Annotated in this window: 20 protein-coding genes; 11 read left to right on the forward strand and 9 right to left on the reverse strand. The window is 74.9% G+C overall.

Annotation, left to right across the window (positions count from 1 at the left end; genetic code table 11):
• A partial coding sequence (locus ACLF5H_RS21850) for a DUF6214 family protein (protein WP_421677706.1) occupies nucleotides 1-366 on the reverse strand: 366 nt, incomplete at its 3' end.
• Nucleotides 367-506: 140 nt separating this feature from the next.
• On the opposite strand from ACLF5H_RS21850, the gene ACLF5H_RS21855 reads away from it, so the two are divergent.
• Entirely contained in the window at nucleotides 507-1841 is a 1335-nt protein-coding gene (locus ACLF5H_RS21855; protein ID WP_421677707.1) for an FAD-dependent oxidoreductase, read from the forward strand.
• A gap of 27 nt (nucleotides 1842-1868) precedes the next feature.
• On the opposite strand, the gene ACLF5H_RS21860 is transcribed toward ACLF5H_RS21855, so the two are convergent.
• A complete protein-coding gene (locus ACLF5H_RS21860; RefSeq protein ID WP_421677708.1) occupies nucleotides 1869-2225 on the reverse strand; it encodes an ArsR/SmtB family transcription factor in 357 nt (118 codons plus the stop codon).
• A gap of 138 nt (nucleotides 2226-2363) precedes the next feature.
• On the opposite strand from ACLF5H_RS21860, the gene ACLF5H_RS21865 reads away from it, so the two are divergent.
• The gene (locus ACLF5H_RS21865; protein WP_421677709.1) at nucleotides 2364-3443 is read left to right on the forward strand and encodes an NADH:flavin oxidoreductase/NADH oxidase; all 1080 of its coding nucleotides are present in this window, start codon (nucleotides 2364-2366) and stop codon (nucleotides 3441-3443) included.
• A 3-nt stretch (nucleotides 3444-3446) separates the two neighbouring features.
• On the opposite strand, the gene ACLF5H_RS21870 is transcribed toward ACLF5H_RS21865, so the two are convergent.
• The 3 genes from ACLF5H_RS21870 to ACLF5H_RS21880 all read right to left on the reverse strand — a co-directional run bounded on the left by ACLF5H_RS21870 (nucleotide 3447) and on the right by ACLF5H_RS21880 (nucleotide 9604).
• Nucleotides 3447-7790, reverse strand: coding sequence for an HAD-IC family P-type ATPase (locus ACLF5H_RS21870; RefSeq protein ID WP_421677710.1), 4344 nt, complete (start codon nucleotides 7788-7790; stop codon nucleotides 3447-3449).
• Between the two features lie 132 nt (nucleotides 7791-7922).
• Complete coding sequence (locus ACLF5H_RS21875) at nucleotides 7923-8438, reverse strand: hypothetical protein (protein WP_421677711.1); 516 nt, start codon at nucleotides 8436-8438, stop codon at nucleotides 7923-7925.
• Nucleotides 8439-8839: 401 nt separating this feature from the next.
• Nucleotides 8840-9604, reverse strand: a complete 765-nt coding sequence (locus ACLF5H_RS21880) for a PaaX family transcriptional regulator C-terminal domain-containing protein (protein ID WP_421677712.1) — start codon at nucleotides 9602-9604, stop codon at nucleotides 8840-8842.
• Between the two features lie 72 nt (nucleotides 9605-9676).
• Here ACLF5H_RS21880 and ACLF5H_RS21885 point away from each other — a divergent pair, with 72 nt between their 5' ends.
• The gene (locus ACLF5H_RS21885; RefSeq protein ID WP_421677713.1) at nucleotides 9677-11362 is read left to right on the forward strand and encodes a DNA alkylation response protein; all 1686 of its coding nucleotides are present in this window, start codon (nucleotides 9677-9679) and stop codon (nucleotides 11360-11362) included.
• Between the two features lie 192 nt (nucleotides 11363-11554).
• Here the strand turns inward: ACLF5H_RS21885 and ACLF5H_RS21890 are convergent, their stop codons facing one another.
• Entirely contained in the window at nucleotides 11555-12133 is a 579-nt protein-coding gene (locus tag ACLF5H_RS21890; RefSeq protein WP_421677714.1) for a hypothetical protein, read from the reverse strand.
• Between the two features lie 291 nt (nucleotides 12134-12424).
• Between ACLF5H_RS21890 and ACLF5H_RS21895 the strand changes: the two genes are divergently transcribed.
• The 4 genes from ACLF5H_RS21895 (at nucleotide 12425) to ACLF5H_RS21910 (ending at nucleotide 16332) form a co-directional block, all read left to right on the forward strand.
• Nucleotides 12425-13513: a WD40/YVTN/BNR-like repeat-containing protein gene (locus ACLF5H_RS21895; RefSeq protein ID WP_421677715.1), complete on the forward strand. Its 1089-nt coding sequence runs from the start codon at nucleotides 12425-12427 to the stop codon at nucleotides 13511-13513.
• A gap of 163 nt (nucleotides 13514-13676) precedes the next feature.
• Nucleotides 13677-14354 (forward strand): uracil-DNA glycosylase, encoded by a 678-nt coding sequence (locus ACLF5H_RS21900; RefSeq protein WP_421677716.1) that lies wholly within the window; start codon nucleotides 13677-13679, stop codon nucleotides 14352-14354.
• On the forward strand, nucleotides 14351-15394 hold the full coding sequence (locus tag ACLF5H_RS21905; RefSeq protein WP_421677717.1) for an N-acetylglucosamine kinase: 1044 nt from the start codon (nucleotides 14351-14353) through the stop codon (nucleotides 15392-15394). Before ACLF5H_RS21900 ends, ACLF5H_RS21905 begins: the two co-directional genes overlap by 4 nt.
• Nucleotides 15395-15405: 11 nt before the next feature.
• Nucleotides 15406-16332, forward strand: a complete 927-nt coding sequence (locus tag ACLF5H_RS21910; protein WP_421677718.1) for a sirohydrochlorin chelatase — start codon at nucleotides 15406-15408, stop codon at nucleotides 16330-16332.
• A gap of 92 nt (nucleotides 16333-16424) precedes the next feature.
• Here the strand turns inward: ACLF5H_RS21910 and ACLF5H_RS21915 are convergent, their stop codons facing one another.
• Nucleotides 16425-17453 carry a lactonase family protein gene (locus tag ACLF5H_RS21915; RefSeq protein WP_421677719.1) on the reverse strand — a complete coding sequence of 343 codons (1029 nt, stop codon included), beginning with the start codon at nucleotides 17451-17453 and terminating at the stop codon, nucleotides 16425-16427.
• Nucleotides 17454-17666: 213 nt separating this feature from the next.
• Nucleotides 17667-19163, reverse strand: a complete 1497-nt coding sequence (locus ACLF5H_RS21920) for an FUSC family protein (protein WP_421677777.1) — start codon at nucleotides 19161-19163, stop codon at nucleotides 17667-17669.
• Nucleotides 19164-19412: 249 nt separating this feature from the next.
• Here ACLF5H_RS21920 and ACLF5H_RS21925 point away from each other — a divergent pair, with 249 nt between their 5' ends.
• From ACLF5H_RS21925 to ACLF5H_RS21935, 3 genes are all read left to right on the forward strand, one after another.
• Nucleotides 19413-19889 (forward strand): Lrp/AsnC family transcriptional regulator, encoded by a 477-nt coding sequence (locus ACLF5H_RS21925; protein ID WP_172427374.1) that lies wholly within the window; start codon nucleotides 19413-19415, stop codon nucleotides 19887-19889.
• Between the two features lie 19 nt (nucleotides 19890-19908).
• Nucleotides 19909-20610 (forward strand): HAD family hydrolase, encoded by a 702-nt coding sequence (locus ACLF5H_RS21930; RefSeq protein ID WP_421677720.1) that lies wholly within the window; start codon nucleotides 19909-19911, stop codon nucleotides 20608-20610.
• A gap of 110 nt (nucleotides 20611-20720) precedes the next feature.
• Nucleotides 20721-22196: an MFS transporter gene (locus tag ACLF5H_RS21935; RefSeq protein WP_421677721.1), complete on the forward strand. Its 1476-nt coding sequence runs from the start codon at nucleotides 20721-20723 to the stop codon at nucleotides 22194-22196.
• Between the two features lie 54 nt (nucleotides 22197-22250).
• Here ACLF5H_RS21935 and ACLF5H_RS21940 read toward each other — a convergent pair whose 3' ends face one another.
• Nucleotides 22251-23090: a LysR family substrate-binding domain-containing protein gene (locus ACLF5H_RS21940; protein WP_421677722.1), complete on the reverse strand. Its 840-nt coding sequence runs from the start codon at nucleotides 23088-23090 to the stop codon at nucleotides 22251-22253.
• A 111-nt stretch (nucleotides 23091-23201) separates the two neighbouring features.
• Between ACLF5H_RS21940 and ACLF5H_RS21945 the strand changes: the two genes are divergently transcribed.
• Nucleotides 23202-23606 (forward strand): DUF5997 family protein, encoded by a 405-nt coding sequence (locus tag ACLF5H_RS21945; protein ID WP_421677723.1) that lies wholly within the window; start codon nucleotides 23202-23204, stop codon nucleotides 23604-23606.
• Nucleotides 23607-23707 lie beyond the last annotated feature (101 nt).

Consider the following 23707-nt stretch of genomic DNA (forward strand, 5'->3'; position numbering starts at 1 on the left):
GCGCCGGGCCGCGCGCGAGGCGCCGGGACCGGATTCGTCGTGGTGCGCCGCCGGGACCGGGGCGCGGCCCGCGGCCCGCTCCCCCGCCCAGAACGCCTCCAGGAGCGGCTCCTCGATCCAGTCCGCGAGGACGGTGAGATCGTCCAGGGAGAGCGCAGGGCGGGCCCGGATCTCCTCCACGCAGACGCTGCCCCCGTCGCTCACGACGGCCAGCGCGTCCACCCCGGCGCCGTCCGGGAAGTCCAGCCGGACGTACAGCCAGGACAGCGTGCCGTCGTGCTCGCGCACCTCCCACGCGGGCCACACGGACAGCGCGCCGTCCTCCGCGTTCCGCTCGGAAAGATCAAGAAAGGATGCTTCGAGCACCTACGCAACGTATCCGCGCGCGCACCCTCCATACGGTGGGACACGCGCCCGCGTCACCCGGCGGGCTCTGCCCTCGGGGGCGCCGCGGTGGGACCCTGGAGACGTCCGCGCACTCTCCTTTCGCCGTCAGGAGCACCGCCGTGCTGCGAGTCGCCGTCGTCGGATCCGGACCGAGCGGGTGCTACACCGCCCAGCAGCTGGTCCAGCAGGACCCCGGGGTGCGCGTGGACGTGCTGGACCGGCTGCCCTGCCCCTACGGCCTGGTCCGGTACGGCGTCGCCCCGGACCACGAGAAGATCAAGTCGCTCCAGAGCAGCCTGCGTACGGTGCTGGAGCACGAGCGGGTGCGCTTCCTCGGCGGGGTGCGGGTGGGCGGGCCCGGCGGGCTGCCGGTGAAGGTGCTCCGGGGGCTGTACGACGCGGTGGTGTACTGCGTGGGCGCCGCCACCGACCGCCACCTCGGCATTCCCGGCGAGGAGTTGCCGGGCTGCTGGTCGGCGACCGAGTTCGTGGCCTGGTACAGCGCGCACCCGGACGCGGCCGACGCGGGCTTCCTGCGGGACGTGCGCTCGGCGGTGGCGATCGGCGCGGGCAATGTGGCGGTGGACGTCACCCGGATGCTGATGCGCGGCGCGGCCGAACTGCGCCCGACGGACATGCCGCAGGGGGCGCTGGACACGCTGGCGGAGAGCGGGGTCCGTGAGGTGCGGATGGTGGCGCGGCGCGGTCCCGCGCAGGCCCGTTTCACCACCAAGGAGCTGCGGGAGCTGGGCACCCTGCCCGGCACCCGAGTCCTCGTGGAACCAGGTGACTTGGCGCTCGATCCGGCCGACCCGGAGACGCTGCCCGCGGTGCAGCGGCGCAATCTGGAGGTGCTGCGCGGCTGGGCGGAGCAGCCTCCCTCAGGGACCGGGCGGCACATTCGGCTGCGCTTCTTCCTGCGCCCGGTGGAGCTGCTGGCGGACGGCGGCCGGGTGGGCGCGGTCCGCTTCGAGCGCACGGCGCCGGACGGGCGGGGCGGGGTGACGGGGACGGGACGCTACGAGGAGTTGCCCGCGCAGCTGGTGCTGCGCTCGGTGGGCTATCGCGGGGTGCCGCTGGAGGGGCTGCCGTTCGACGAGCCGAGCGGCACGGTCCCGCACATCGCGGGGCGGGTGGTGCGCGACGGCGTGGCCTCGCCCGGGGAGTACGTCGCCGGGTGGATCAAGCGGGGTCCGTCGGGCGTGATCGGCACCAATCGGCCCTGCGCCAAGGAGACGGTGGCCTCGCTGCTCGCGGACGCCCCCGGGGCCGCGCGCTGCGAGGCGCCCGAGGACGCGGTCCCGGCGCTGCTGGCGGCCGGGATCGAGCCGGTGGTCTGGGACGGCTGGCTGGCGATCGAGCGGGCGGAGGCCGAGCTGGGCGCGCGCCTGGGCCGGGGTGTGGTCAAGCTGGCGGACTGGGACACCCTGCTGGCGGTGGCCCGGTCGTCGTAGCCACGGCGCGGCCCCCCGGCCGCGTGCTCAGGCGTCGTCGCCCACGCGGGCGTGCTGGCTCTTCGCGGCGGTGAGCAGGGCGTCGAGCAGGCCGGGGAAGAGGTCGTCCAGGTCGTCCCGGCGCAGGCCGCTCATCTTGGCCGTGCCCCGGTAGCACTGCCGGATGACACCGCTCTCGCGCAGCACCCTGAAGTGGTGCGTGCTGGTGGACTTGGTGACCGGCAGGTCGAAGCGCGAGCAGGACAACTCGTCGGCGGCCGTGGAGAGTTCGCGGACGATGCGCAGCCGTACCGGATCGGACAGCGCGTGCAGCACGGTCTCCAGTCGGATCTCCGCCCGGTCGGGGTGCGACAGCACCCGGCCGGGGGCGGCGGTCTCGGTCACGGCGGCCCACCTTCGTCGCTTGCGTCATGGAACGGTCACGTCCCCGCATTGTACGAAAGCCATCATAGTTTGACATCTCTCGTACTACGAGGTCTATCGTACGAGCAGACCTGCGGTCCATGACGAAGGGAATCTGTCGTGAGCGTGCTGTTCGAGCCCGTCACCCTGCGCGAGGTGACCATCCCCAACCGGGTGTGGATGCCCCCGATGTGCCAGTACTCGGCCGAGCCCGCGGGGCCGCTCACCGGCGCCCCGAACGACTGGCACGTCGCGCACTACGGGGCGCGGGCCACCGGCGGCACCGGTCTGATCGTGGTCGAGGCCACCGCGGTCTCCCCGGAGGGCCGGATCTCCCCCTACGACCTCGGCCTGTGGAACGACACCCAGGTGGAGACGTTCCGCCGGATCACCCGCTTCCTCTCCGCCCAGGGCACAGTGCCCGCCGTGCAGCTCGCGCACAGCGGTCGCAAGGCCTCGACCGAGCGGCCCTGGAAGGGCGGCGCGCCGATCGGCCCGGAGGGTCACGGCTGGGAGCCCCTCGCCCCGAGCCCGCTGCCCTTCGCCGAGGGCCACCCGGTGCCCGCCGAGCTGACGGTGGATCAGATCAAGGAGATCACGGGGCAGTTCGGGCAGGCCGCGCGCCGGGCGCTGGAGGCGGGCTTCGAGGTCGTGGAGATCCACGGCGCCCACGGCTATCTGGTCCACGAGTTCCTCTCCCCGCACTCCAACCACCGCACCGACGCCTACGGCGGCTCCTACGAGAACCGCGCCCGCTTCGCGCTGGAGGTCGTGGACGCCGTACGGCGGGAGTGGCCCGCGGACAAGCCGCTGTTCTTCCGCGTCTCGGCCACCGACTGGCTGGCGGAGGGCGGCTGGACCGCGGACGACACGGTCCGGCTCGCCCGCGATCTGCGCGCCCATGGCGTCGATCTCCTCGACGTCTCCACCGGCGGCAACGCCTCCGGCGTCCACATCCCGGTCGGGCCCGGCTACCAGGTCCCCTTCGCCGCCCGGGTGAAGGCCGAGACCGGCCTCCCGGTCGCGGCCGTCGGTCTGATCACCGAGGCCGAGCAGGCCCAGAAGATCCTCGCGAACGGCGAGGCCGACGCCGTCCTGCTCGGCCGCGAGCTGCTGCGCGACCCCTCCTGGGCCCGGCACACCGCACGGGAGCTGGGCGGCGACGTGCGGGTGCCGGAGCAGTACCTGCGCTCGGTGTGAGCCTCAGCTCGGCAGCAGCCGTACGACCGTCTCCTCCAGGCGGGGCAGCGCGCGCTGTCCCGCCAGCGCGAGGGCGATGGCGACGGCCACACCGGCCCAGGCGAGCGGGCCGAGCGGGGTGCAGCCGAAGGCACGGCTGAGCACCGGGGTCTGGACGACGGCGACGAGCACCGCGGCCGAGCCCAGCGAGGTGATCTGCACCAGCCGGCTGTCCCGCCGGTCCAGGAGGGTCTGCACCAGCTGGGTGCCGACCACCCCGCACAGCGCCATGGTGCTGGAGCGGCGGGCGGTGCCGGGGGTGAAGCGGCCGATCAGCCAGGCGGTGAGCGCGCCCAGACAGGTGGTCAGCGCGCGGTGCCTGATCTGCCGCAGCAGCGGGTCGCCCAGCACCCCGGCGGCCTCCTCCACATGGGCGAGGTCCGCCTCGCCCTCCTTCTCCGTGACGGCGACGGCCATCGAGGGGAACAGGTCGGTGAACAGGTTCACCATGAGCATCTGCCGGGTGGACAGCGGCGCCCGTCCGGACACCAGGGTACCGATCAGGCCGAAGCCGACCTCGCCCGCGTTGCCGCCGATCAGGATGGCGATGGCGTCGGCGACGCTGTGCCACAGGGCGCGGCCCTCGCCGACCGCGTCGATCAGGACCGTGAGGTCGTCGGCGGTGAGCACGATGTCGGCGGCGTTGCGGGCGGCGGCCGAGCCCCGGGCGCTGATGCCCACGCCGATGTCGGCGGCGCGGATGGCCGCCGCGTCGTTGGCGCCGTCGCCGACCATGCCGACCACCCGGCCCGCGTCCCGCAGCGCCTCCACGACCTGGAGCTTCTGCTCGGGCGCCACCCGGGCCACCACGCCCGCGTCGCGCAGCATCCGGGCCCGCGCCGCCCGGTCGGCGGCGGCGAGTTCGTCGCCGGTGACCACCACGGTGTCCTCCGGCCAGCCCAGTTCGGCGGCGATGGCACGCGCGGTCTGCGGATGGTCGCCGGTGAGCACGACGGGGCGTACGCCCGCCTCCAGCAGCCCCTTCACCAGTGCCGTGGAGGTGTCGCGCGGCACATCGGACAGCGCCAGCACTCCGGTGAACTCCAGCTCCTGGAGCGCCTGTTCGAGTACGGCGGACTCGTCCTCCCCGCCGTCGAGGCGCCGTTCGGCCACCGCCAGGACGCGCAGTCCCGAACCGGCCAGCTCCTGGGCCGCGTTGGCGGCGCCCGCGGGGAGGCCGGTGCAGGCGGGCAGTACGGTCTCGGGGGCGCCCTTGACCACCAGGACGCGGGAGCCGTCACCGGTGCGTCCGACGGCGGCCGCGTAGCCGCGGGCGGCCTCGAAGGGCAGCCCGGCGAGCTGCGTCCAGTCGGGATCGGGGCGGGCGGCGGCAAGGACGGCCTCGTCGGTGGCGTGCACCGGCCGCTCGGAGCCGCCGTTGAAACGGGGGCAGGCGCGGGCGGCGGACCGTACGGTGTCCGCGGACCCGGCGGCGGCCACGGCGCGTACGGTGCCCTCGGCGTCGGAGACCCGCACCAGACGCAGCCGGTTCTCGGTGAGGGTGCCGGTCTTGTCGAAGCAGATGGTGTCCATCCGGCCGAGCGCCTCCAGGGTGCGCGGGGTGCGCACCAGGACCCCGCCGCGGCTGAGCCGGCGGGCCGCGGCCAGCTGGGCGACGGTGGCCACCAGGGGCAGCCCCTCCGGTACGGCGGCCACCGCGACCGCCACACCGCCGCTGACCGCCTCCCGGATCGGGGTGCCGCGCAGCAGCGCGAGACCGGTCACCGCGGCGCCGCCCGCCAGGGTCAACGGCAGTGCCTTGCGGGTGAGTTCCTGGAGGCGGGCCTGGACTCCGGCGGCCGGGGGGGTGCGTGCGGCGAGGTGCACGGCGCGGGCGGCCTCGGTGTGCTCGCCGGTGTCGACCACGACGGCACGGGCCTCGCCCGCCACCACGGTCGTACCCTCGAAGACCATGCAGCTGCGGTCGGCGACCGGGGCGTGCGGGGTGGGGTCGGTGTCCTTCTCCACCGGCAGGGACTCGCCGGTCAGCGCGGACTCGTCGACCTCCAGGCCCTCCTGCCACAGCAGCCGGGCGTCGGCGGGCACCACGTCGTCGCCCTTGAGCTGGATCACATCGCCCGGTGTGAGCTTGCCCGCCTCCACGGTGCGGGTGCCACCGGCCGGCGCCTCCTCCGCCGTGGGCACCACGCGCGCCTTGCGCTTCTGGTCCGCGACCAGACCGGACAACGCCCGCTCGGCGCGCAGCCGTTGGACCCCGCCGACCAGGGCGTTCAGATCGAGGGCGCCGACCACGAGCAGGGCGTCCACCGCCGAGCCGAGGATCGCGGAGGCGGCCGAGCCGACCGCGAGGACCGGGGTGAGCGGGTCGTGCAGCTCGCCGCGGACGGCCTGGCCCAGCTCGTAGGACCAGCGCACGGGGGCGACGAGCGGATGCCGAAAGGCCCCGTCGGCCGCCTTGCGCAGCCCCTCGGTCAGCGTGCCCAACGGCGTGCTCTCGGCGCCGGGTCGGTGTTCGAGCCGGTCCCTGGCCTGGTCCGGGTCCAGTTCGTGCCAGTGCACCCGGGGGCGGGGGTGCGGGGCGCGGGCCACCGCCACGCCGAGCGCGGCGCGCATCCCGGACAGCAGGGCCATGGCGGCGCCCGCGTCGACGGGCGCGTGCCGCAGCCCCGGCAGCATGGCGAACCGCCCCCGGCCGCCCTTGGCCTCGCCGACGGCCACGAGGAGTCCGGACAGGGCCGCGCCGGACCGGGCCAGCGTCTGGGACCGCCCGCCGACCGCGCGGGCGGCCGGGATCGCGATCAGCACCCGCCACACGTCGGGCAGCCCGTGCAGGGCCAGCATGTCCGCGCCCCACACCACCGCGCCGTCCCGGTCGGTGAGGGCGACGGCGACATCGCTGGCGCGCAGCGCGGCCAGCACGTCGCGGTCCTCGGCCGAGCGCACCCGGGCGACGGTGAGGACGGTGTGCGTCTCGCCGCGCGCCTCGTAGACCACGTCGTCCAGCGGTCGGCGGGCGTCCACGACCTGGTCGGCGAGGCCGGTGAAGTCCTCCAGGGCGGGATCGTCCACCAGCACCACCCGCAGCCCGGCCCGGCGGGCGGCGTCCAGCACCGGCTCGGCCCACGGGTCCGCCTCGCCGTCCGCGCCGCGCAGCGCCCCGGCGTGCAGGACGACGGTCCCGGCCAGGTCAAGGCGGCGCAGCCGCTCCGGGTCGCGGACCAGCACCCCGGTGCGGGACAGGGCCGCGCTGAGGACGGCGTGGAAGGCGGCGGGACCGTAGCGGGCGGCCTTGGGGGAACCGGCGAGCACCGCCTCGGCCGCCTCGGTGCCGTCGTGCTTGACCAGCAGGGTGGCCGCGGCGCCCAGCACGCTGCCGGCCGAGGCGTGCGAGGCGTACTCCTGGGCGGGCGACTCGCGCAGCGGCGGCCGGGGCTCGCCGCCGGGGGCGAGGCTGACGCGGTCGGGGGCGCACAGGTCGTCGTGCACCGCGTCGAAGGCGGCGGCGCGGGCCACGGTCTCGGCGACCTGGCAGGCCCGCAGGGTGCCGTCGAGCAGCAGCGACGCGGGGGTCTGCCCGGCGCCGTGCGCGGCGGCGTTGGCGGTGGCCAGCACCAGGTCCATCCGGTCGGGTCCGAGGCGGGCGCGCAGCCAGGCGCGGAACCGCGGGTTCTCCCGCAGCAGCGTCACCACGGCGGTCAGCAGCCGGGGCGAGGGCGGCAGCCGCAGCGCGTACCCGGTGACCGCGACGGCGGTGCCCAGCACGTCGACCCCGAACGTGGCCACGGCGGTACGGACCCCCGCGGGGTCGGCCGGGTGGGTGGTCTCCTCCACATCCCCGGCGGCCAGTTCGAACCCGTGCCGCGCGGCGAGCCGCGCGGCGTGCTCGACCACGTCGTCGGTGGCCTCCTCCTCGGTCGCGCTCACCACGAGCCGGCCGAGACCGTCGTCCCAGTAGGCGAAGAGCACGTCGGGGCGGTCGGCGAGCAGCTGGGCGATACGGCGGCCGATGTGGGGGGTGGGGTTGGGAGGCCGGGGTTTGGGGCTGGGCGGAGGCTCGGGAGGCGGGGGCGCGGTCGCGGAGGGCTCGGGCGCCCGGCGTTCGGGGGCGGGGGGTGGCGTCACGTCTGCGGGGCCGGTGGCGGACTCGGGAGCCGGGGGTGCGGTGGTCCCGCCCGACGAGGGCTCGGGGGGTGGGGGCTGCCCACCGGACGCACCGGTGGCGGAGTCGGGTGTGGCGGGGCGGAGGGCGAGGTGGGCGCGGGTGCCGGAGCGCCAGTGGTCGCCGGAGCCGGGGAGGGTGTTGCGGGCGACGCGGGCGACCCGCAGGGCCGCGTCCGCGCCGCGCACTCCGGCACCGCGGCAGCGCCGGCGGCCACCCCCACGGCGGGCACGGCGGCGCGGGCGAGCAGACGTGGTGGCGCGGGCAGCAGCCGGAGGGTGGCCCGCGGCACGGTGAACAGACCTGGCAAGGGGCTCTCCTCAGCGGGTGGTGCGGTCGGGGCGCGCGGTGGGCCCGAGGGGGCCGGTCACCGCCTTCGGGGTGCTGTCCCGGGAGCCGTCGGCGGGTACGGGTCCGGGTCGATGCCCGTGTCCGTGCCCGTGTCCGCCCTCGCCGTGGTGCCGGTGCGGTTGCTCCTGGGGTCCATGCGTATGCGCGTCCGCGCCGGACCGGAGCGCGGCGGTGCCGAGATCGTGCGGAGCCGCGGCCCGGTCCGTGCCGGTCCCGTCGCCGTGCCGGCCGGGCCGGGACTGGGTGAGCCAGGCCACCGCCGCGCCGGTCAGTGCCACGGGCCACTCCACGACGCCCGCCGCGCCGAGCACACCCGCTCCGGCGTACACCGCGATGCGCCGCCCGCGCGGGGAGACGGCGCCCACCTTGTCCAGGGTCTCCTCAGCGGCGTGGCCCACCGCCGTGGCACCCGGCACCTTGCGCAGCACCGAGGCGGCACCGCGCAGGGGCGCCGTGAGGGCCGACGACGCTTTCTGCTCAGCCATGACTCTCCTCGGGTGAGATCGTCGTCCAACCCCCACCGAGTGCCCGCGACCGTGCCGGTCACCCTCCTGTCTCCCAGGGAACGCCCTGCACGTCGGGCGCGCCACCCGCCGGGTGGGCGGGCGCGGGGCGGCCCGGTCACCGGGGGCGGGGAGCCGTCGCGGCCACGGTGCCCGGAGGACCGGTGGAGAGCGGGTGCGGGGGTTGCTCCGCATGGGGCGGGGCGGGGGGCTTGGGCAGGCGACGCGTGCGTACTCGACGGCGGGGCGTGCGCCTCCAAGGGCCGCGAGGCCGGCCCCGACGGCGGGCAGAGCCCTCTGGCCCGCCCGGCGGACCACCTCACCCCGCCGACAGCGCCTCCTCACCGCCGAGCACCACCCCCTCAAGCCCGGGCCCCGGCCCCTCAGCGGCCCCTCACCCTCCCCTCCACCCCGACCGACGCCCCGACCTCCCGCTGATACCCGGCGTACGCCGTGCGCAGTTCGGGGCCCGGCCAGGTCGGGGGGAGGAGGGCCGGAGGGAGGACGGGGTCGCCGAGGAGGTGGCGGACGATCGCGGCGAAGGCGGTGAGGCGGTCCGCTGGGCGGGGGGCGTCGGAGGCGGACATGAGCAGGGCGCGGGCGGCGCTCGCCCAGCCGGACAGGGGCCACAGGCGCGCGACGAGGTCGTGCGCGGGCTCGTCCGGGCGGGCCGTGTACGTCACCGCCACCCGGTAGAGTCCGCCCGGCAGCGGCCGGTCGAGGTTGGCCGGGCGCAGCCACACGCCCTCGCGCAGCTCGGCCAGCCGCAGCGCGGTCAACCGGGCGCGCAGCTCGGCGCGTTCGGCCGCGCCGCGCCCCGTCGCCGTGATGACCACCATCTCCCAGTCACCGTCCCACGCCCGGGTACGGGGGTGGACCGCGTCGTCCTGGCGGCGCTGTCTGGCCAGCAGCCGCTCGCTCAGCCCGTAGACCGCGTCCGTGCGCCACAGATCGCCCGCGGCCACCATCCGGCTCAGCGCGGCCCGCAGCGTGGAACCGCCGACGCCGAAGGGCTCGACCAGCCGTACGAGGTCCCGCACCGGCAACTCGGGCGGGTGCACGGCCAGCAGCATGCTCAGCACGACCGACCGGGCGGACAGGGGCCGCAGGCCGGTCGTCTCCGGCCCGGTCGACACGTTCATGCGCATGGGCAGGTACTTTACGTGCGCCCCCATGTTGCACTATTGCTACAGCCGCAGAGAAAGCGCAACATGACGCGTATGGCCTCCACGCAGACGCAGCCCCAGACGCAGTCACAGCCGCAGTCACAGCCGCCGCTCGCGACCCATGACGTCACCAACCAGCCCCCGCCCCTCGCCCCCTACGACTCCTCCGACGACACCGCCCTCCTGGAGGGCCTGCGCCGCGAGGGCGCCCAGTGGGCCGAACAGGAGATCCACCGGATCGGCGCCCGCGCCGGCAGCGCCCAGGCCCAGGAGTGGGCCGAGCAGGCGAACCTGAACGAGCCGGTGCTGCGCACCCACGACCGCTACGGCAATCGCGTCGACGAGGTGGAGTTCCACCCCAGTTGGCACCATCTGATGCGGGCCGCGGTCGAGGCGGGCCTCGCCGGATCGGCCTGGGCGGACGAGCAGCCCGGCGCCCATGTGGCCCGTACCGCGGGCGGGTTGGCGTGGGGGCACACCGAGGCGGGGCACGGCTGCCCGACGTCGATGACGTACGCCGCCGTACCCGCCCTGCGCGCGCAGCCCGAACTGGCCAAGGTCTACGAGCCGTTGCTCACCAGCCGGGAGTACGAGCCCGGCCTGCGGGTGCCGACCGAGAAGCCCGGGCTGATCGCCGGGATGGGCATGACCGAGAAGCAGGGCGGCTCGGACGTGCGGACGAACACCACGAGGGCCACGCCCACCGGCGAACCGGGCCTGTACACGCTGCGCGGGCACAAGTGGTTCACGTCGGCGCCCATGTCCGACGTCTTCCTCGTCCTGGCGCAGGCCCCCGGCGGGCTGTCCTGCTTCCTGGTGCCGCGCGTGCTGCCGGACGGCAGCCGCAACACCTTCCGCATCCAGCGGCTGAAGGACAAGCTGGGCAACCGTTCCAACGCCTCCTGCGAGCCGGAGTTCGACCGGACCGTGGCGTGGCTGGTGGGGCCCGAGGGGCGGGGCGTGAAGACCATCATCGAGATGGTCAACTGCACGCGCCTGGACTGCGTGATGTCCTCGGCGACGCTGATGCGCAAGACGCTGGTCGAGGCCGGTCATCACGCCCGCCACCGAAGCGCGTTCGGCGCCCGGCTGCTCGAACAGCCGCTGATGCGCAATGTGCTGGCGGACCTCGCGCTGGAGTCGGAGGCGGCGACCACCCTCACGCTGCGGCTGGCCGGGGCCGCGGACCGCGCGGTGCGCGGGGACGCCGGGGAGCACGCCTTCCGGCGGATCGCCACGGCCGTCGGCAAGTACTGGGTCACCAAGCGGGGGCCCGCGTTCACCGCCGAGGCCCTGGAGTGCCTGGGCGGCAACGGGTACGTGGAGGAATCCGGCATGCCCCGCCACTACCGGGAGGCCCCGCTGCTGTCCATCTGGGAGGGCTCGGGCAACGTCAACGCGCTGGACGTGCTGCGCGCCCTCGGCCGCGAACCGGGCGCCGCCGACGCCCTGTTCGCCGAACTGGCCCTCGCCCGGGGCGCGGACGCCCGCCTGGACTCCGCCGTGGCCGCCCTCAAGTCCGAGCTGCCCCGGGCCGACCAGCTCAGCGCCCGCCGTCTGGTCGAGCACATGGCGCTCGCCCTCCAGGCGTCCCTCCTGGTCCGCCACGCCCCTCGGCCGGTCGCGGACGCCTTCTGCGCGACCCGCCTGGCCGGCGACTGGGGCCACTCCTTCGGAACCCTGCCCCCCGGAACGGACCTGAACGCCATCCTGGAACGGGCCCTGCCCGACCGCGGCTGAGCCCCGTGGAGCCGTCCCCGGGCGAGAACGATTCGGCCACGGTGACCGGCACTTCACCATCGGCGAGGACACCGCGCCCGCGATGGCGCCGATCACGATGCCGAGCGCGACGAACCGAGGCAGCCGAAGCCGAGGATCGATCCTTCCGGTGCTCGACCTCTTCGGCGGCGGGACGTCTCCACCGGGCCGCGCTCAGACCATGCGTCCCCACTGCGGCCCCAGCCGGGCCCACTCCGTGTCCCAGGCGGCCAGCCGGCGGCGCTCCAGCCGGGCGCGCAGCAGGATGCCGCCCGTGAAGGGGCCGAGCGCGGTGCCGAGGCCCGCCAGGGTCCCGACGAGACCGGCCCGGAAGGCGGCCTGGCCGGGCGGGACGGGGCTGCCGACGAGGTGGCCGCGGGAGTCGGTCCAGACGGTGACCCTGGTGCCGACCCTGTTCCCGTCCGCCGTCCGGACCAGGCCGGTGCGCACGGAACCGTCGGCCGCCGCCCAGCGCACCTCGGCCCAGCCCGGGGCGCCATGGGAGATGTGCCGTCCGGTGGGCACGTCCGGGATCTCGGCGACGACTTGGGCTGCGGCGGGGCGCCGGTCGGCGCGCTCGCGGGCCAGCCCCTGCGTCACCGACCGGGCCACCATGAGCCCGGCGAGCACCCCGGCGAGCACGGTCAGCAGCCCGACGCCGAGCACCAGCCAGCCCTCCATCACGTCCGCCCGGCGCTTGAGCGGATTGCGCCGCCACCGCCACAGCCACACCTTGGGACTCCGGAACGCCATCAAGGGCATCCTCCTCGCGACCGCAAAGACCGGCCGGACCGTCCTCCTCGGGGGAGGGACCGTTCCGTTGCTCATGACAAGGCTCATGACAAGCCGTCCTCGACGTTCGCACGAGAGGCCCGCCTCGCGCAGGCGCATCGGGGAACGGACCTCGCGGATCCTCGCCGAATGCCGACGACACCCGCGCTGAGCTGGGGCGATGACCGCTCCAGGGGAGACTGTCAGTGGTGGGGTGCAGACTGGCCGATATCTGACGCGACCCTGGGCAATGGCGCCCCGGAGGTGATCGGCATGACCGAGGTACTGCTGGCGGTGGGCACCCGCAAGGGCCTGTTCATCGGACGGCGGCGGGGGCAGGCCCCGTGGCGGTTCGACGAGAGCCCGTACTTCAACGCGCAGGCGGTGTACTCGGTCGCGATCGACACCCGGGGACCTCGTCCGCGCCTGCTCGCGGGCGGCGACAGCGCGCACTGGGGGCCCTCGGTGTTCCACTCCGACGACCTCGGCCGCACCTGGACCGAACCGCCCCGGCCGGCCGTCAGGTTCCCCAAGGACACCGGCGCCTCCCTGGAGCGCGTCTGGCAGCTGCACCCGGCCGCAGCCGAGACCGATGTGGTGTACGCGGGCACGGAACCGGCCGCGCTGTACCGCTCGGTGGACCGCGGCGAGAGCTTCGAGCTGGTGCGGCCGCTGTGGGAGCACCCCACCCGCTCCCGCTGGGTGCCGGGCGGCGGCGGTGAGGGGCTGCACACGGTGCTCACGGACGCGCGCGACCAGGCGGCGCTGACGGTGGCCGTCTCCACGGCCGGGGTGTTCCGCAGCACCGACGGCGGGGCGAGCTGGGCGCCGTCCAACTCCGGTGTGGCCGCGGTGTTCCTGCCGGACCCGAACCCGGAGTTCGGCCAGTGCGTGCACAAGGTCGCCCGGGACGCGGCCGATCCTGACCGGCTGTACCTCCAGAACCACTGGGGGGTGTACCGCAGCGATGACGCGGGGGCGCACTGGAGCGACATCGGCGCGGACCTGCCGTCCACCTTCGGCTTCGCGGTCGCCGCCCATCCGCACCGCGGCGACACCGCGTACGTCTTCCCGATCAACGCGGACAGCGACCGGGTCCCCGCCGACCGCCGCTGCCGGGTCTTCCGCACGGCCGACGCGGGCAAGTCCTGGGAGCCCCGGACCCGGGGCCTGCCGACCGGGGACCACTACGGCACCGTGCTGCGCGACGCCCTGTGCACCGATGACGCCGACCCCGCGGGCGTGTATTTCGGCAATCGCAACGGAGAGGTGTTCGCCTCGGCCGACGACGGCGACAGCTGGCGGCAGGTGGCCAGGCATCTGCCGGACGTCCTGTGCGTGCGCGCGGCGCTGGTCGGCTGAGGGCCGGGGCCGGAGAAGGAAGAAGAGGAGGAAGCATGACCGAAGAGGGGGGCACAGCCATGTCGGGAGAGCGGGATTCCGGGGGGCCGGGGGCGCGGGGCGTCCGGCCGGGTTCCGGCCATCGGTTGATCACCGGCCGCCGTACGGCAGTAGGGTGACGCCCGTGGCACCACGACCCTTGCATGAAATCGTCGAACCGGGCTGGGCGAAGGCCCTGGAACCCGTGGCCGGACGGATCGCCCAGATGGGCGACTTCCTGCGCACGGAGATCGCCGCGGGACGTACGTACCTCCCGGCCGGAAGCAACGTCCTGCGGGCGTTCCAGCAACCCTTCGACGAGGTGAGGGTCCTGATCGTCGGTCAGGACCCTTATCCCACCCCGGGGCACGCGGTGGGCCTGTCGTTCTCGGTCGCTCCCGAGGTACGGCCCCTGCCGCCGAGCCTGATCAACATCTACCGCGAGCTGAACAGCGACCTGGGGCTGCCCCAGCCGTCCAACGGCGACCTGACCCCCTGGACCCAGCAGGGCGTCCTGCTGCTCAACAGGGCGTTGACCACCGCGCCGCGCAGCCCGGCCGCCCACCGGGGCAAGGGCTGGGAAGAGGTCACCGAACAGGCGATCCGGGCCCTCGCGGCGCGCGGCAAACCGCTGGTGTCGATCCTGTGGGGCCGTGACGCGCGCAATCTGCGTCCGCTGCTCGGGAACCTGCCCGCGGTGGAGTCGTCGCACCCCTCGCCGATGTCGGCCGACCGCGGGTTCTTCGGCTCGCGCCCCTTCAGCCGGGCCAACGACCTGCTGGTCCAGCAGGGCGGACAGCCCGTGGACTGGCGTCTGCCGTGACCGTCGCCGGGTATCTCGCCGTGGACTCCGGCGGCTCCGGCCTCCGGGTCGCCGTCGGCGTCCCGGGGCGGGCGCCCTCGGCACAGCGGGAGACCCGGGAGCCGGTCCGTACCGGCGCGCGCGGCATCGACCCGGCCCATCTGATGTCCCGACTCACCCCGCTGGCCAGGGAGTTGACGGCCGAAGCGGGGGTGGGCGAGCTGGGCTGGGCCGTCGTCGGCGCCGCCGGGTTCGCCACCCTGGGCGACGCCCTGCGCGCCGAACTGCCGGACGCCCTCGCCCGCGATCTGGGGGTACGACGGGTCGCGCTCGCCGCCGACGCCGTCACCGCGTACGCCGGGGCCCTCGGTTCCCGGCCGGGCGCGGTGCTCGCGGCGGGCACCGGGCTGATCGCGATCGGCACCGACCTGACCGGCTGGCGGCGGGCCGACGGCTGGGGGCATCTGCTGGGCGACTGCGGCGGCGGCGCCTGGATCGGCCGGGCCGGTCTGGAGGCGGCGCTGCGGTCGAACGACGGCCGCGAGGGCGGCTCGGCCGCGCTGCTGAGATGCGCGGAGGAACAGTTCGGACCGGTGCGTCAACTGCCCGGCCTGCTCTACCCGAGGACCGACCGGGCCGCCGTACTCGCCTCGTTCGCGCCCCGGGTGGCCGATTGCGCGGCGGACGACCCTGTCGCGGCGGAGATCCTGCGCGCGGCGGCGCGGCACATGGCCGACTCCGCCGCCGCGGTGTGTCCCGCGACCGGGGCGCCCGAAGTGGCGCTCACCGGTGGCCTGTCCAAGATGGGCGATCCCCTGCTCGCGCCGCTGCGCGAGGAGTTGGCGCGGCGGCTGCCGCATGCCCGCCAGGTGCCGCCCGAGGGCGACCCGTTGCACGGCGCGGTACGGATCGCGGCCGAGCTGGCCGCCGGGCGGCTCACGCTGCCGGGTGAACCGACAATGCTGCACGTCACAGCCGCCACCCGTAAGCGGGCAGACAAAAGCGGACGGATACCGCTCACCTGTACCCTCCCCGAACAGGACCATCCGGGAAACCAGTAACATGCGGCGCCATGAGCTCCTCCACTGGACCCGAGTCCGGCCTCCCGGTACGAATGCCGCGACCCCGCCAGCCGGGACGGCACCGTCGGCCCGAACCGCTGGTGGCTCCCGAGGGCGCGCCCGCGCTCGTCCTCGCGGTGCCCGGTGTGCCCAGCGCCGCCACGCGTGGCCTCGCCGAGGAGGTCGTGAGCATCGCCCGTTCCGAGCTGCCCGGCCTGAACGCCCGGATCGGCTACCTGGACGGTGACGACGCCGAGTTCCCCGCGCTGCGGTCGGTCCTGGCGCGCGCCGCCGAGGAGCGCACGGCCCGCTACGAGCAGGCTCTCGCCGCCGGCGTCGAGGGCCTGCGGGAGCCCGACGGCCCGGTCGCGGTCGTCGTACCGCTGCTGGCCGGTCCGGACAACGCGCTGCTGCGGCAGATCCGCCAGTCGGTGAACGACAGCCGGGTCGCGGCCGAGCTGACCGATGTCCTCGGCCCGCACCCGCTGCTCGCCGAGGCGCTGCACGTACGGCTGTCGGAGGCGGGCCTGGCCCGCGCCGACCGTGCCCGGCTGTTCACCGTGGCCACGGCCGCCGACGGCATCGTGCTGGCCTCCGTGGGCGGTGAAGAGGCCGTGCAGGCGGCCGGGATCACCGGCATGCTGCTCGCCGCGCGGCTGGCCGTGCCGGTGATGGCGGCGGCCCTGGACCAGGAGGGTTCCATCTCCTCGGTCGCCGAGCAGCTGCGCTCCTCCGGTTCGCAGCAGCTGGCGCTCGCGCCGTACCTGGTCGGCCCGGAGATCGACGCGTCGCTGCTCGCGGCCGCCGCCGAGGAGGTGGGCTGCTCGATGGCCGAGCCGCTGGGCGCCTACCCGGCGATCGGCAAGCTGGCCCTCGCCAAGTACACGACGGCCCTGGGTATCGCGCCGCAGCAGGCGCAGGGCACCCCGGTCCGCTGACCGCACGGAAGACGGAAGTTCGGACAAGCAGGGCCCGCTCCCCTCGGGGGGGCGGGCCCTGCGCCGTGCCGGGGATCCGGTGTCGTGGCCGCTCAGCCGAAGACGACGCACGAAGCCGCGGCGACCTGCACCGAGCCGTCGTAGCGCGGTACGCCGGTCGCCTCGTCCACGGCGAACCAGCAGACGTCGCCGGAGCGCTCGTTGGCCACGTACAGGAAGCCGTCGTGCAGGGCCAGGGCGCGGGGCCAGTGGCCGCCGCAGGGCACGGTGCCGAGCGGTCTGAGGCCGTCCCCCTCGACGGCGAGCACCGACAGGACGTCCTCGCCCCGGGTCGCCGTCCACACGAAGCGGCCGTCGGGAGCGACCACGATCCCCGAGGGGTAGGCGTCACCGGCCGGGGCGCCCGGCAGCAGGGGGACCTCGGTGAGCGGCTTCAGGGAGCCGGCCGAGGCGTCCCAGCGGCACACGGTCACCGTCGGGGTGAGTTCGTTGACGACGTAGGCATGCTCGCCGTCGGGGTGGAAGGCCAGGTGGCGGGGCCCGGAGCCGGGTCGCAGCGCGCACTCGCGGTGCAGCGCCGGGGCACCGGCCTCCAGCGTGCACACCCGCACCGAGTCCGTCCCGAGGTCGACGCTCACTGCCCAGCGGCCGCTCGGGTCCGGCTGCACCTGGTGGGTGTGCGGGCCGCGCTGCCTGCGGTCGTGCGGCCCCGACCCGGTGTGCTGGAGCCGGCCGGAGGGCTTCGCGGCCAGGGTGCCGTCCGGGCGCAGCGGTACGGCGGTGACGCTGCCGCAGCCGTAGTTGGCGGTCAGCACATGCCCGGCGTACAGGCTCAGATGGGTCGGGCCGCTGCCGTCCACCGGCACGGACGGTCCGGCGAGCTCGGTGCGGCCGCCGTCGACGCGGTAGGCGGCCACGGCGCCCTCGGCGGTCTCGCTGACCGCGTAGAGCATGCCGCCGTCCGGGGAGAGGGCCAGGTAGGAGGGGTCCGGTACGTCGTTGACGGCGGCGACGAGGGTGAGCGCGCCGCCCCGCGCCGCGACCTCGGCGGCCACCAGCCCCGGGCCGCCCGCCGCCGTGAACGACCCGATGAACACCCTGCCGCCGCCGCTCCGCACCACCGCTGTCCCCTCTCGGTCGAGCCCGTCACGCGCCGACGGTAGCAGCCGAGCCAGTTCGGTCTAGACCAAGAGAACGGCGTGGGGCGGGAGTCCTTCACTCCGGTGCGGCATCCTCCGGAGGGGGCGGGGGGAGGGTCGGCGGGCGATCCGGACAGAAACGTCGGCATCTCGGCCGACGGCACGGGGGTTCCCCAAGGGCGTGCCGCCCCGCCTTCACGCCCCGACCAGCCTCGCCCCCGCCGCCCCTCGCAACGGCTCCGCGAGCGCGGCCAGCGCATGCTCAAGGCCGTGCACATGGGCCAGCGCCGGTGACACCGGAGACTCGGCCGCCGCGACCGCCGGTCCCGCGGCGCCCCCGGTCAGCGCCTCGACCGCCGACTCCACCCGCCCGCACGCCGCGGCGAGCCGCGCGTCGTGCGACGCCTGCGGATCCGCCGCGACAGCGACCAGACCCCGGATCTCGCGCGCGCAGTCGTCGAGCAGCGCCAGCACCCTGCGGGCCCGCCGCTTGCGGGCGGGTGACGGGTTCAGCGGATGCACCAGCGGCGCCACGGACAGCCGTACCCGGCCGAGCAGCTGCTCCAGCTCGGCCACCCGCGGCGCGGGATCGGCGCTCGGCGAGCCCGCGAGGCGTGCCGCCGCCTCCGCCGTGCAGGCGTGCACGCACCGCAGGGCCCGCTGGATCCACGCGTCCGTCGTGGCGTGCGTGGTGACCGGCAGCAGGACCAGCACCGCGAGCGCGGCGCCGAGCGCGCCCACCGCGGTCTCGCCGAGCCGCAGCGCCAGCAGCCCGGGGGTGAGGACGCCGAGCAGGCCGTAGAGGAGTTCGGCGAGGACCGTCACCCAGAGCATCATCCAGGTGTAGGAGACGGCGGCGGAGTAGAAGATGCCGAAGACGGCCACGGCGAGCAGCGCGGCCGTCGGCACCGGCGCGCCGTGCAGGGGCACGGCGACGAGGAAGCCCAGACCGACGCCGATCAGCGTGCCGAGGACCCGGCGGAAGCCCCGTACCAGCGTCTCGCCGCGCGAGGCGGTGTTGACGAAGACCCACCAGGTGGCGCCGACCGCCCAGTACCACCGCTGGCCGGACACCAGCTCGCCCACGACCAGCGCGAAGCCCGCGCCCGCCATCGCCTGGAGGGCCTGGCGCGTGGTCACCCGGGCGAGCCCGCCGCCGCCGGTCGACAGGGGGGCGGGGGCGGCGGCCGGGGGCAGCCCGCGCTCGTAGCACCACAGCCCGAAGCGCACCGCGGCCGCGCTGAGCACGGACAGCAGTACGGCGGCGGACAGCTCGGGCAGCCGGTCGGGGGTGGCGTGCAGGAACTGGGCGGTGAAGAACATCATGAAGGCGAACACGCCGAGGCTGTGCCCGCGCGGTCCCCAGCGCCGGGCGTACACCCCGGCGCCGACGACGGCGAGGAAGGCGAGGTCCCGGGCCACCGGGTACGGGTGCAGCGCGGCCGCGGCGCCGAGCACCGGCAGGCCCACGACCGGCAGCAGCGCGGTGGTGGCCGCCTGCCCGCGCACGGTGGGGTCGGCGACCGTGAACAGCGCGAGCAGCGCCGCGAGCCCGCCGGTGACCGCGCCGACGACGGAGTGCCCGACGAACAGGCAGACCACCGCGGCGAGCCCGATGCCGAGGACGGCCCGGGACGCCCAGCGCAATCGCGCCCGGCCCGGGTCCGGAGCCACGAACACCTTCTTCAGCACTGCTGCCCTCCCCATGGACACCTTGGAAGACCAAGGAAGACCGGAAAAGAAAAGGCGCCGCGGGGATCCGCAGCGCCATCGACATGTCTATAAGAGCATCCCCTGCCGCAGTGGCTCAAGTGATGCCTGATTCGATGGGCCAATGGTCCAGCACAGAGCCTCGTCATGGACACCCCGCGACGCCAACGGCGCAGGTCGAGCGGCACAGTGGTCCGAACGGGTACTGGGCCATTGGTACAGTCGTACATCATGGCCGTGGACGAGCTCGACACCCGCATCCTGCGACTGCTTCTGGAGCAGCCGCGCACCAGCGTGCGCGAGTACGCCCGGATTCTCGGCATCGCCCGCGGCACGCTCCAGGCCCGGCTCGACCGCATGGAGCGGGACGGTGTGATCACCGGTACGGGCCCCTCCCTGTCCCCCGCCGCCCTGGACCACCCGGTGCTGGCGTTCGTGCACATCGAGGTCACCCAGGGCCACCTGGACGACGTCGGGGACGCGCTGGCGGCGGTGCCGGAGATCGTGGAGGCGTTCTCGATCACGGGCGGCGGCGATCTGCTCGCCCGGGTGGTGGGCCGGGACAACGCCCATCTGGAGGACGTCATCCAGAAACTGATCAGCCTGCCGGGCGTGGTCCGCACCCGTACGGAGGTGGCGCTGCGCGAGCGCGTCCCCTACCGGCTGGGCCCCCTGGTGGAGGCGGTGGGCCGCGCCGCCCGCGCCTGACCCCGGCATGCTGGAGCGCATGAGCGATCTCGGCGCCCTCGCGGTCATCTTCGATCTCGACGGAACGCTGGTGGACAGCGAGCCGAACTACTACGAGGCGAGCCGTCTGGCCCTGGCCGAGTACGGCGTGCCGGGCTACGCCTGGGCCGACCACGAGAGCTACGTCGGGATCAGCACCCGGGACACGGTGCGGCTCTGGCGGGAGCGCTACGGGCTGTGCGTCCCGGCGGAGGAACTGCTGGCCGCGACGGACCGGCGCTATCTGGAGCTGGCCCGCGCCCACACGCGCGTGTATCCCGAGATGCGGGAGCTGCTGGAACTGCTGGCCGCCGACGGCGTGCCGACCGCGGTGGCCTCGGGTTCCTCCCCCGAGGCCATGGCCGCGGTCCTGACCGGCACCGGCCTCGGCGCTTTCGTCTCCGTGGCGGTCTCGGCGGCCGACGTGCCGCGCGGCAAACCGGCGCCGGACACGTTCCTGGAGGCCGCCCGGCGGCTCGGCGCGGATCCGTACGACTGCGTGGTCCTGGAGGACGCGGCCCCGGGCGCGGCCGCCGCGCACGCCGCCGGGATGCGCTGCGTCGCCGTCCCGTATGTCGCCGAGCAGGCCGACGATCCCGGGTTCGCCACGGCGAGCCTGCTGCTGCGCGGCGGCCAGCGGGAGTTCACGGCCCGCTCGGCGTACGCGTGGCTCCGGGGGACGACCTCCTTGGACGCCACCTAGGGCAGCGCGTACGACGCGACGCTTGGCGCCTTATAGCAGGACAAACACCGACGCGCCGGATTTTCCTCTCTTCCGCGCTCAAGGCCCGGCCGCTGCTTAGCGTGGCCCCCATGACCATGGACACGGCCCGGCCGGCCGACGACCGGCGCCGCTGGCAGGCGCTCTGGGTCTGTCTGACGGCGGGCTTCATGACGCTGCTGGACAGTTCGATCGTGAATGTCGCCCTGCCCTCGATGGAACGCGGCCTCGGTGCCGACACGGCCGCCCTGTCCTGGGTCGTCTCGGGCTACGCGCTCACCTTCGGACTCGCCCTCGTGCCCGCCGGACGGCTCGGTGACCTGCGCGGGCGGCGGACGGTCTTCCTGTACGGGCTCGCCCTGTTCACGCTGGCCTCGGCGGCGTGCGGGCTGGCCACCGACGCCGGCTGGCTGGTGTTCTTCCGGCTGTCGCAGGGCGTGGCCGCGGGCATCCTGGCCCCGCAGACCACCGGGCTGATCCAGCAGATGTTCCGGGGCACCGAGCGGGCGCGGGCGTTCGGCATGCTGGGCAGCGTCGTCGGACTGTCCACCGCGATCGGCCCGCCCGCCGGAGGACTGCTGATCCATCTGTTCGGCACCGGCGACGGCTGGCGCTGGGTGTTCTACGTCAACCTGCCGATCGGCGTCGCCGCCTTCTGCGCGGCACTGCGGCTGCTGCCCCGCACCCCGCCCGTGACCGGCAGGCGTGAGGGCATCGACCTGACCGGTGTGCTGCTCCTCGGCACCGGCGTGCTGGCGCTGATGCTGCCCCTGGTGCAGGAGCAGCAGTGGACGGGCCGGCTGAAGTGGGCGCTGCTGCCGGTGGCCGTGCTGCTGCTGGCGGGGTTCTGGGCGTGGGAGCGCTGGCAGGGCTGGTGGGGGCGGGCGCCGCTGCTGGACCTGCGGCTGTTCGCCCAGCGCTCCTTCTCGCTCGGGGTACTGCTGAATCTGGTCTATTTCGCGGGTTTCACCACGCTCTTCTTCGTCTACACGCTGTTCCTCCAGAACGGCGTGGGCTACACCGCGCTCGCGGCCGGGTTCTCCTCGCTGCCGTTCGCGTGCGGTTCGGCGATCGGCGCGGCGGTGAGCGGCCGGCTCGTCGTACGGCACGGGCGCAAGCTGGTGGTCGCCGGTCTCGCGGTGGTGGCGCTGGGCCTGCTCACGGTGATCGCGACGGTGCAGCTGGTGCCGGGGCGGGGCGTGGCCTGGGCGGCGGCGCTGCCCCTGCTGGTCGCGGGGCTCGGCTCGGGCGTCACCATCTCGCCCAACACCACGCTCACCCTGGCGACCGTTCCCGTGCGGCGGGCCGGGGCCGCGGGCGGGGTGCTGGTGACCGCCCAGCGCATCGGCTCAGCCGCCGGGATCGCCGCGGTGGGCGCGGTGTACTTCGCCCATCTGGCCAACCACGGCAGCCCGGCGCGGGCGCTCCAGCTGGGTCTGCTGACGGCCGTCGGCATCATCGTCCTCGCCCTGGTCCTCGCGGTGGCCGACCTGCGGGAACGGCAGACGGAGCCACTGGGCGCGGTGCGGAGCACGGCACGGCCGGAGGAACACGATCAGGCGGTTTGAGAAGGGTTCGCCGATCAAGGCCGCCGACCGCTCCCGGCGGCCTGTGGACTCGCGCTAAGAGCGCTTCCGCGGCTTTCCGCGCTTCGCCGCCGGTTTGGCGCCGCCCGTGCGGGCCCGCTGTGCCCGGCCGCCCGCGGACTTGGCGGCGCCGGGCTGCTGCCGGGCGCCGGACTGCCCGGCGCCCCGGGACTTCTTGTCGCCCTGGGGCTTGCCCGCCGACTTGGCTCCCGGCTTGGCCGTACGACTCTCCGTCGTACCGCCGTCCGCCGGGCGCCCCGCCGCTCCGCGCCCCCGGGTGCTGTTGACCGTGCGGCCCCGGACGATGCCGATGAACTCCTCGACCAGGTCGGTGGTGGCCTCCTGGGGCCAGGACAGGGCGACGCCGGACTGGGGCGCGTCGGTGACCGGGCGGTAGGTGAGGTCGCGGCGGTGGTACAGGCGGGCGAGCGACTGCGGGACGACGAGGAGGCCGACGTTCGCCGCGACCAGCTCGATCGCGTCCTGGGTCGTCGCGGGGCGCTCGAACGCGGCCTCGCCGGGCGGCCGGTCCCAGTCGAAGACGTCGTCCAGGGGGTGGAAGAGCACCTCGTCGGCGAGGTCCTCCAGGGTGACCTCGTCGGCGGCCGTGATCACATGGTCCTTGGGGACGACGACCACGCTGGTCTCGGTGTAGAGCGGGATCGCGCTGAAGAAGTCGCGGTCCACGGGCAGCCGTACGAGACCCGCGTCGGCCTCGCCCGCGCGCATCAGCTCCGGTGCCTCGGCGGCGGGGACCTGGGTGAGGGTGAGCGGGATGCCGGGCAGGCGTTCGTGCCAGACCTTCACCCATTTGGCGGGTGTCACTCCGGGGACGTACGCGAGCCGGAACGACGGTGATTCCTCCGAGCCTGTCACCGGGCCAGGTTACCGGCCGCGGCCCCGCCCATGGTCACCGGCCGTGCTCCGCTCCGTCCGCCGTCCGGCTCGTGGTCGGCTCCCGCACGCACGGCCGATACCCTTGTCCTCATGAAGTCGCAGCAGAGCACCCAGACGATGAAGCCCGCGACCGCGGCGAAGAAGCTGGGTGTGTACCTCCCCGCCACCCCCGCCTCCTTCCAGGAGGGTGTGGTCTCGCGTGCCGAGCTCAACGAGCTCCAGGCCGACCCGCCCCAGTGGCTGCGCGAGCTGCGTCTCAACGGTCCGCACCCGCGTCCGGTGGTCGCCTCGAAGCTCGGCGTCTCCATCGCCGGTCTGGCGCGCGGCGGCGTCACCGAGGCGCTGACCACGGAGCAGATCGAGGCGCTCAAGCAGGAGCGGCCCGAGTGGCTCCTCAAGGAGCAGGCCACCCAGGTCGAGGTCCGCAAGGAAGCGGCGCGGATCAAGAACCTGAAGCAGCAGAAGGACGCGGCCAAGGACTCCGCCGAGAGCTGATCGCCCGCTTCTCCACAGGCTCCTCCCCAGCGCCCTCCGTTCGTCGGAGGGCGTTGTCAGTGGTCGCCCCTAGAGTTCCCGTCACTTGAACACTGCGGTGC

This window comes from Streptomyces sp. LaBMicrA B280 (assembly GCF_049222185.1).
GTDB lineage: Bacteria > Actinomycetota > Actinomycetes > Streptomycetales > Streptomycetaceae > Streptomyces > Streptomyces murinus.

Coding starts and splice junctions, on each gene's coding strand:
- ACLF5H_RS21875 (WP_421677711.1), bottom strand. CDS start 8,438: ATGGCTGAGCAGAAAGCGTCGTCGGCCCTCACGGCGCCCCTGCGCGGT.
- ACLF5H_RS21880 (WP_421677712.1), bottom strand. CDS start 9,604: ATGCGCATGAACGTGTCGACCGGGCCGGAGACGACCGGCCTGCGGCCC.
- ACLF5H_RS21885 (WP_421677713.1), top strand. CDS start 9,677: ATGGCCTCCACGCAGACGCAGCCCCAGACGCAGTCACAGCCGCAGTCA.
- ACLF5H_RS21890 (WP_421677714.1), bottom strand. CDS start 12,133: ATGGCGTTCCGGAGTCCCAAGGTGTGGCTGTGGCGGTGGCGGCGCAAT.
- ACLF5H_RS21895 (WP_421677715.1), top strand. CDS start 12,425: ATGACCGAGGTACTGCTGGCGGTGGGCACCCGCAAGGGCCTGTTCATC.
- ACLF5H_RS21910 (WP_421677718.1), top strand. CDS start 15,406: ATGAGCTCCTCCACTGGACCCGAGTCCGGCCTCCCGGTACGAATGCCG.
- ACLF5H_RS21925 (WP_172427374.1), top strand. CDS start 19,413: ATGGCCGTGGACGAGCTCGACACCCGCATCCTGCGACTGCTTCTGGAG.
- ACLF5H_RS21930 (WP_421677720.1), top strand. CDS start 19,909: ATGAGCGATCTCGGCGCCCTCGCGGTCATCTTCGATCTCGACGGAACG.
- ACLF5H_RS21935 (WP_421677721.1), top strand. CDS start 20,721: ATGACCATGGACACGGCCCGGCCGGCCGACGACCGGCGCCGCTGGCAG.
- ACLF5H_RS21945 (WP_421677723.1), top strand. CDS start 23,202: ATGAAGTCGCAGCAGAGCACCCAGACGATGAAGCCCGCGACCGCGGCG.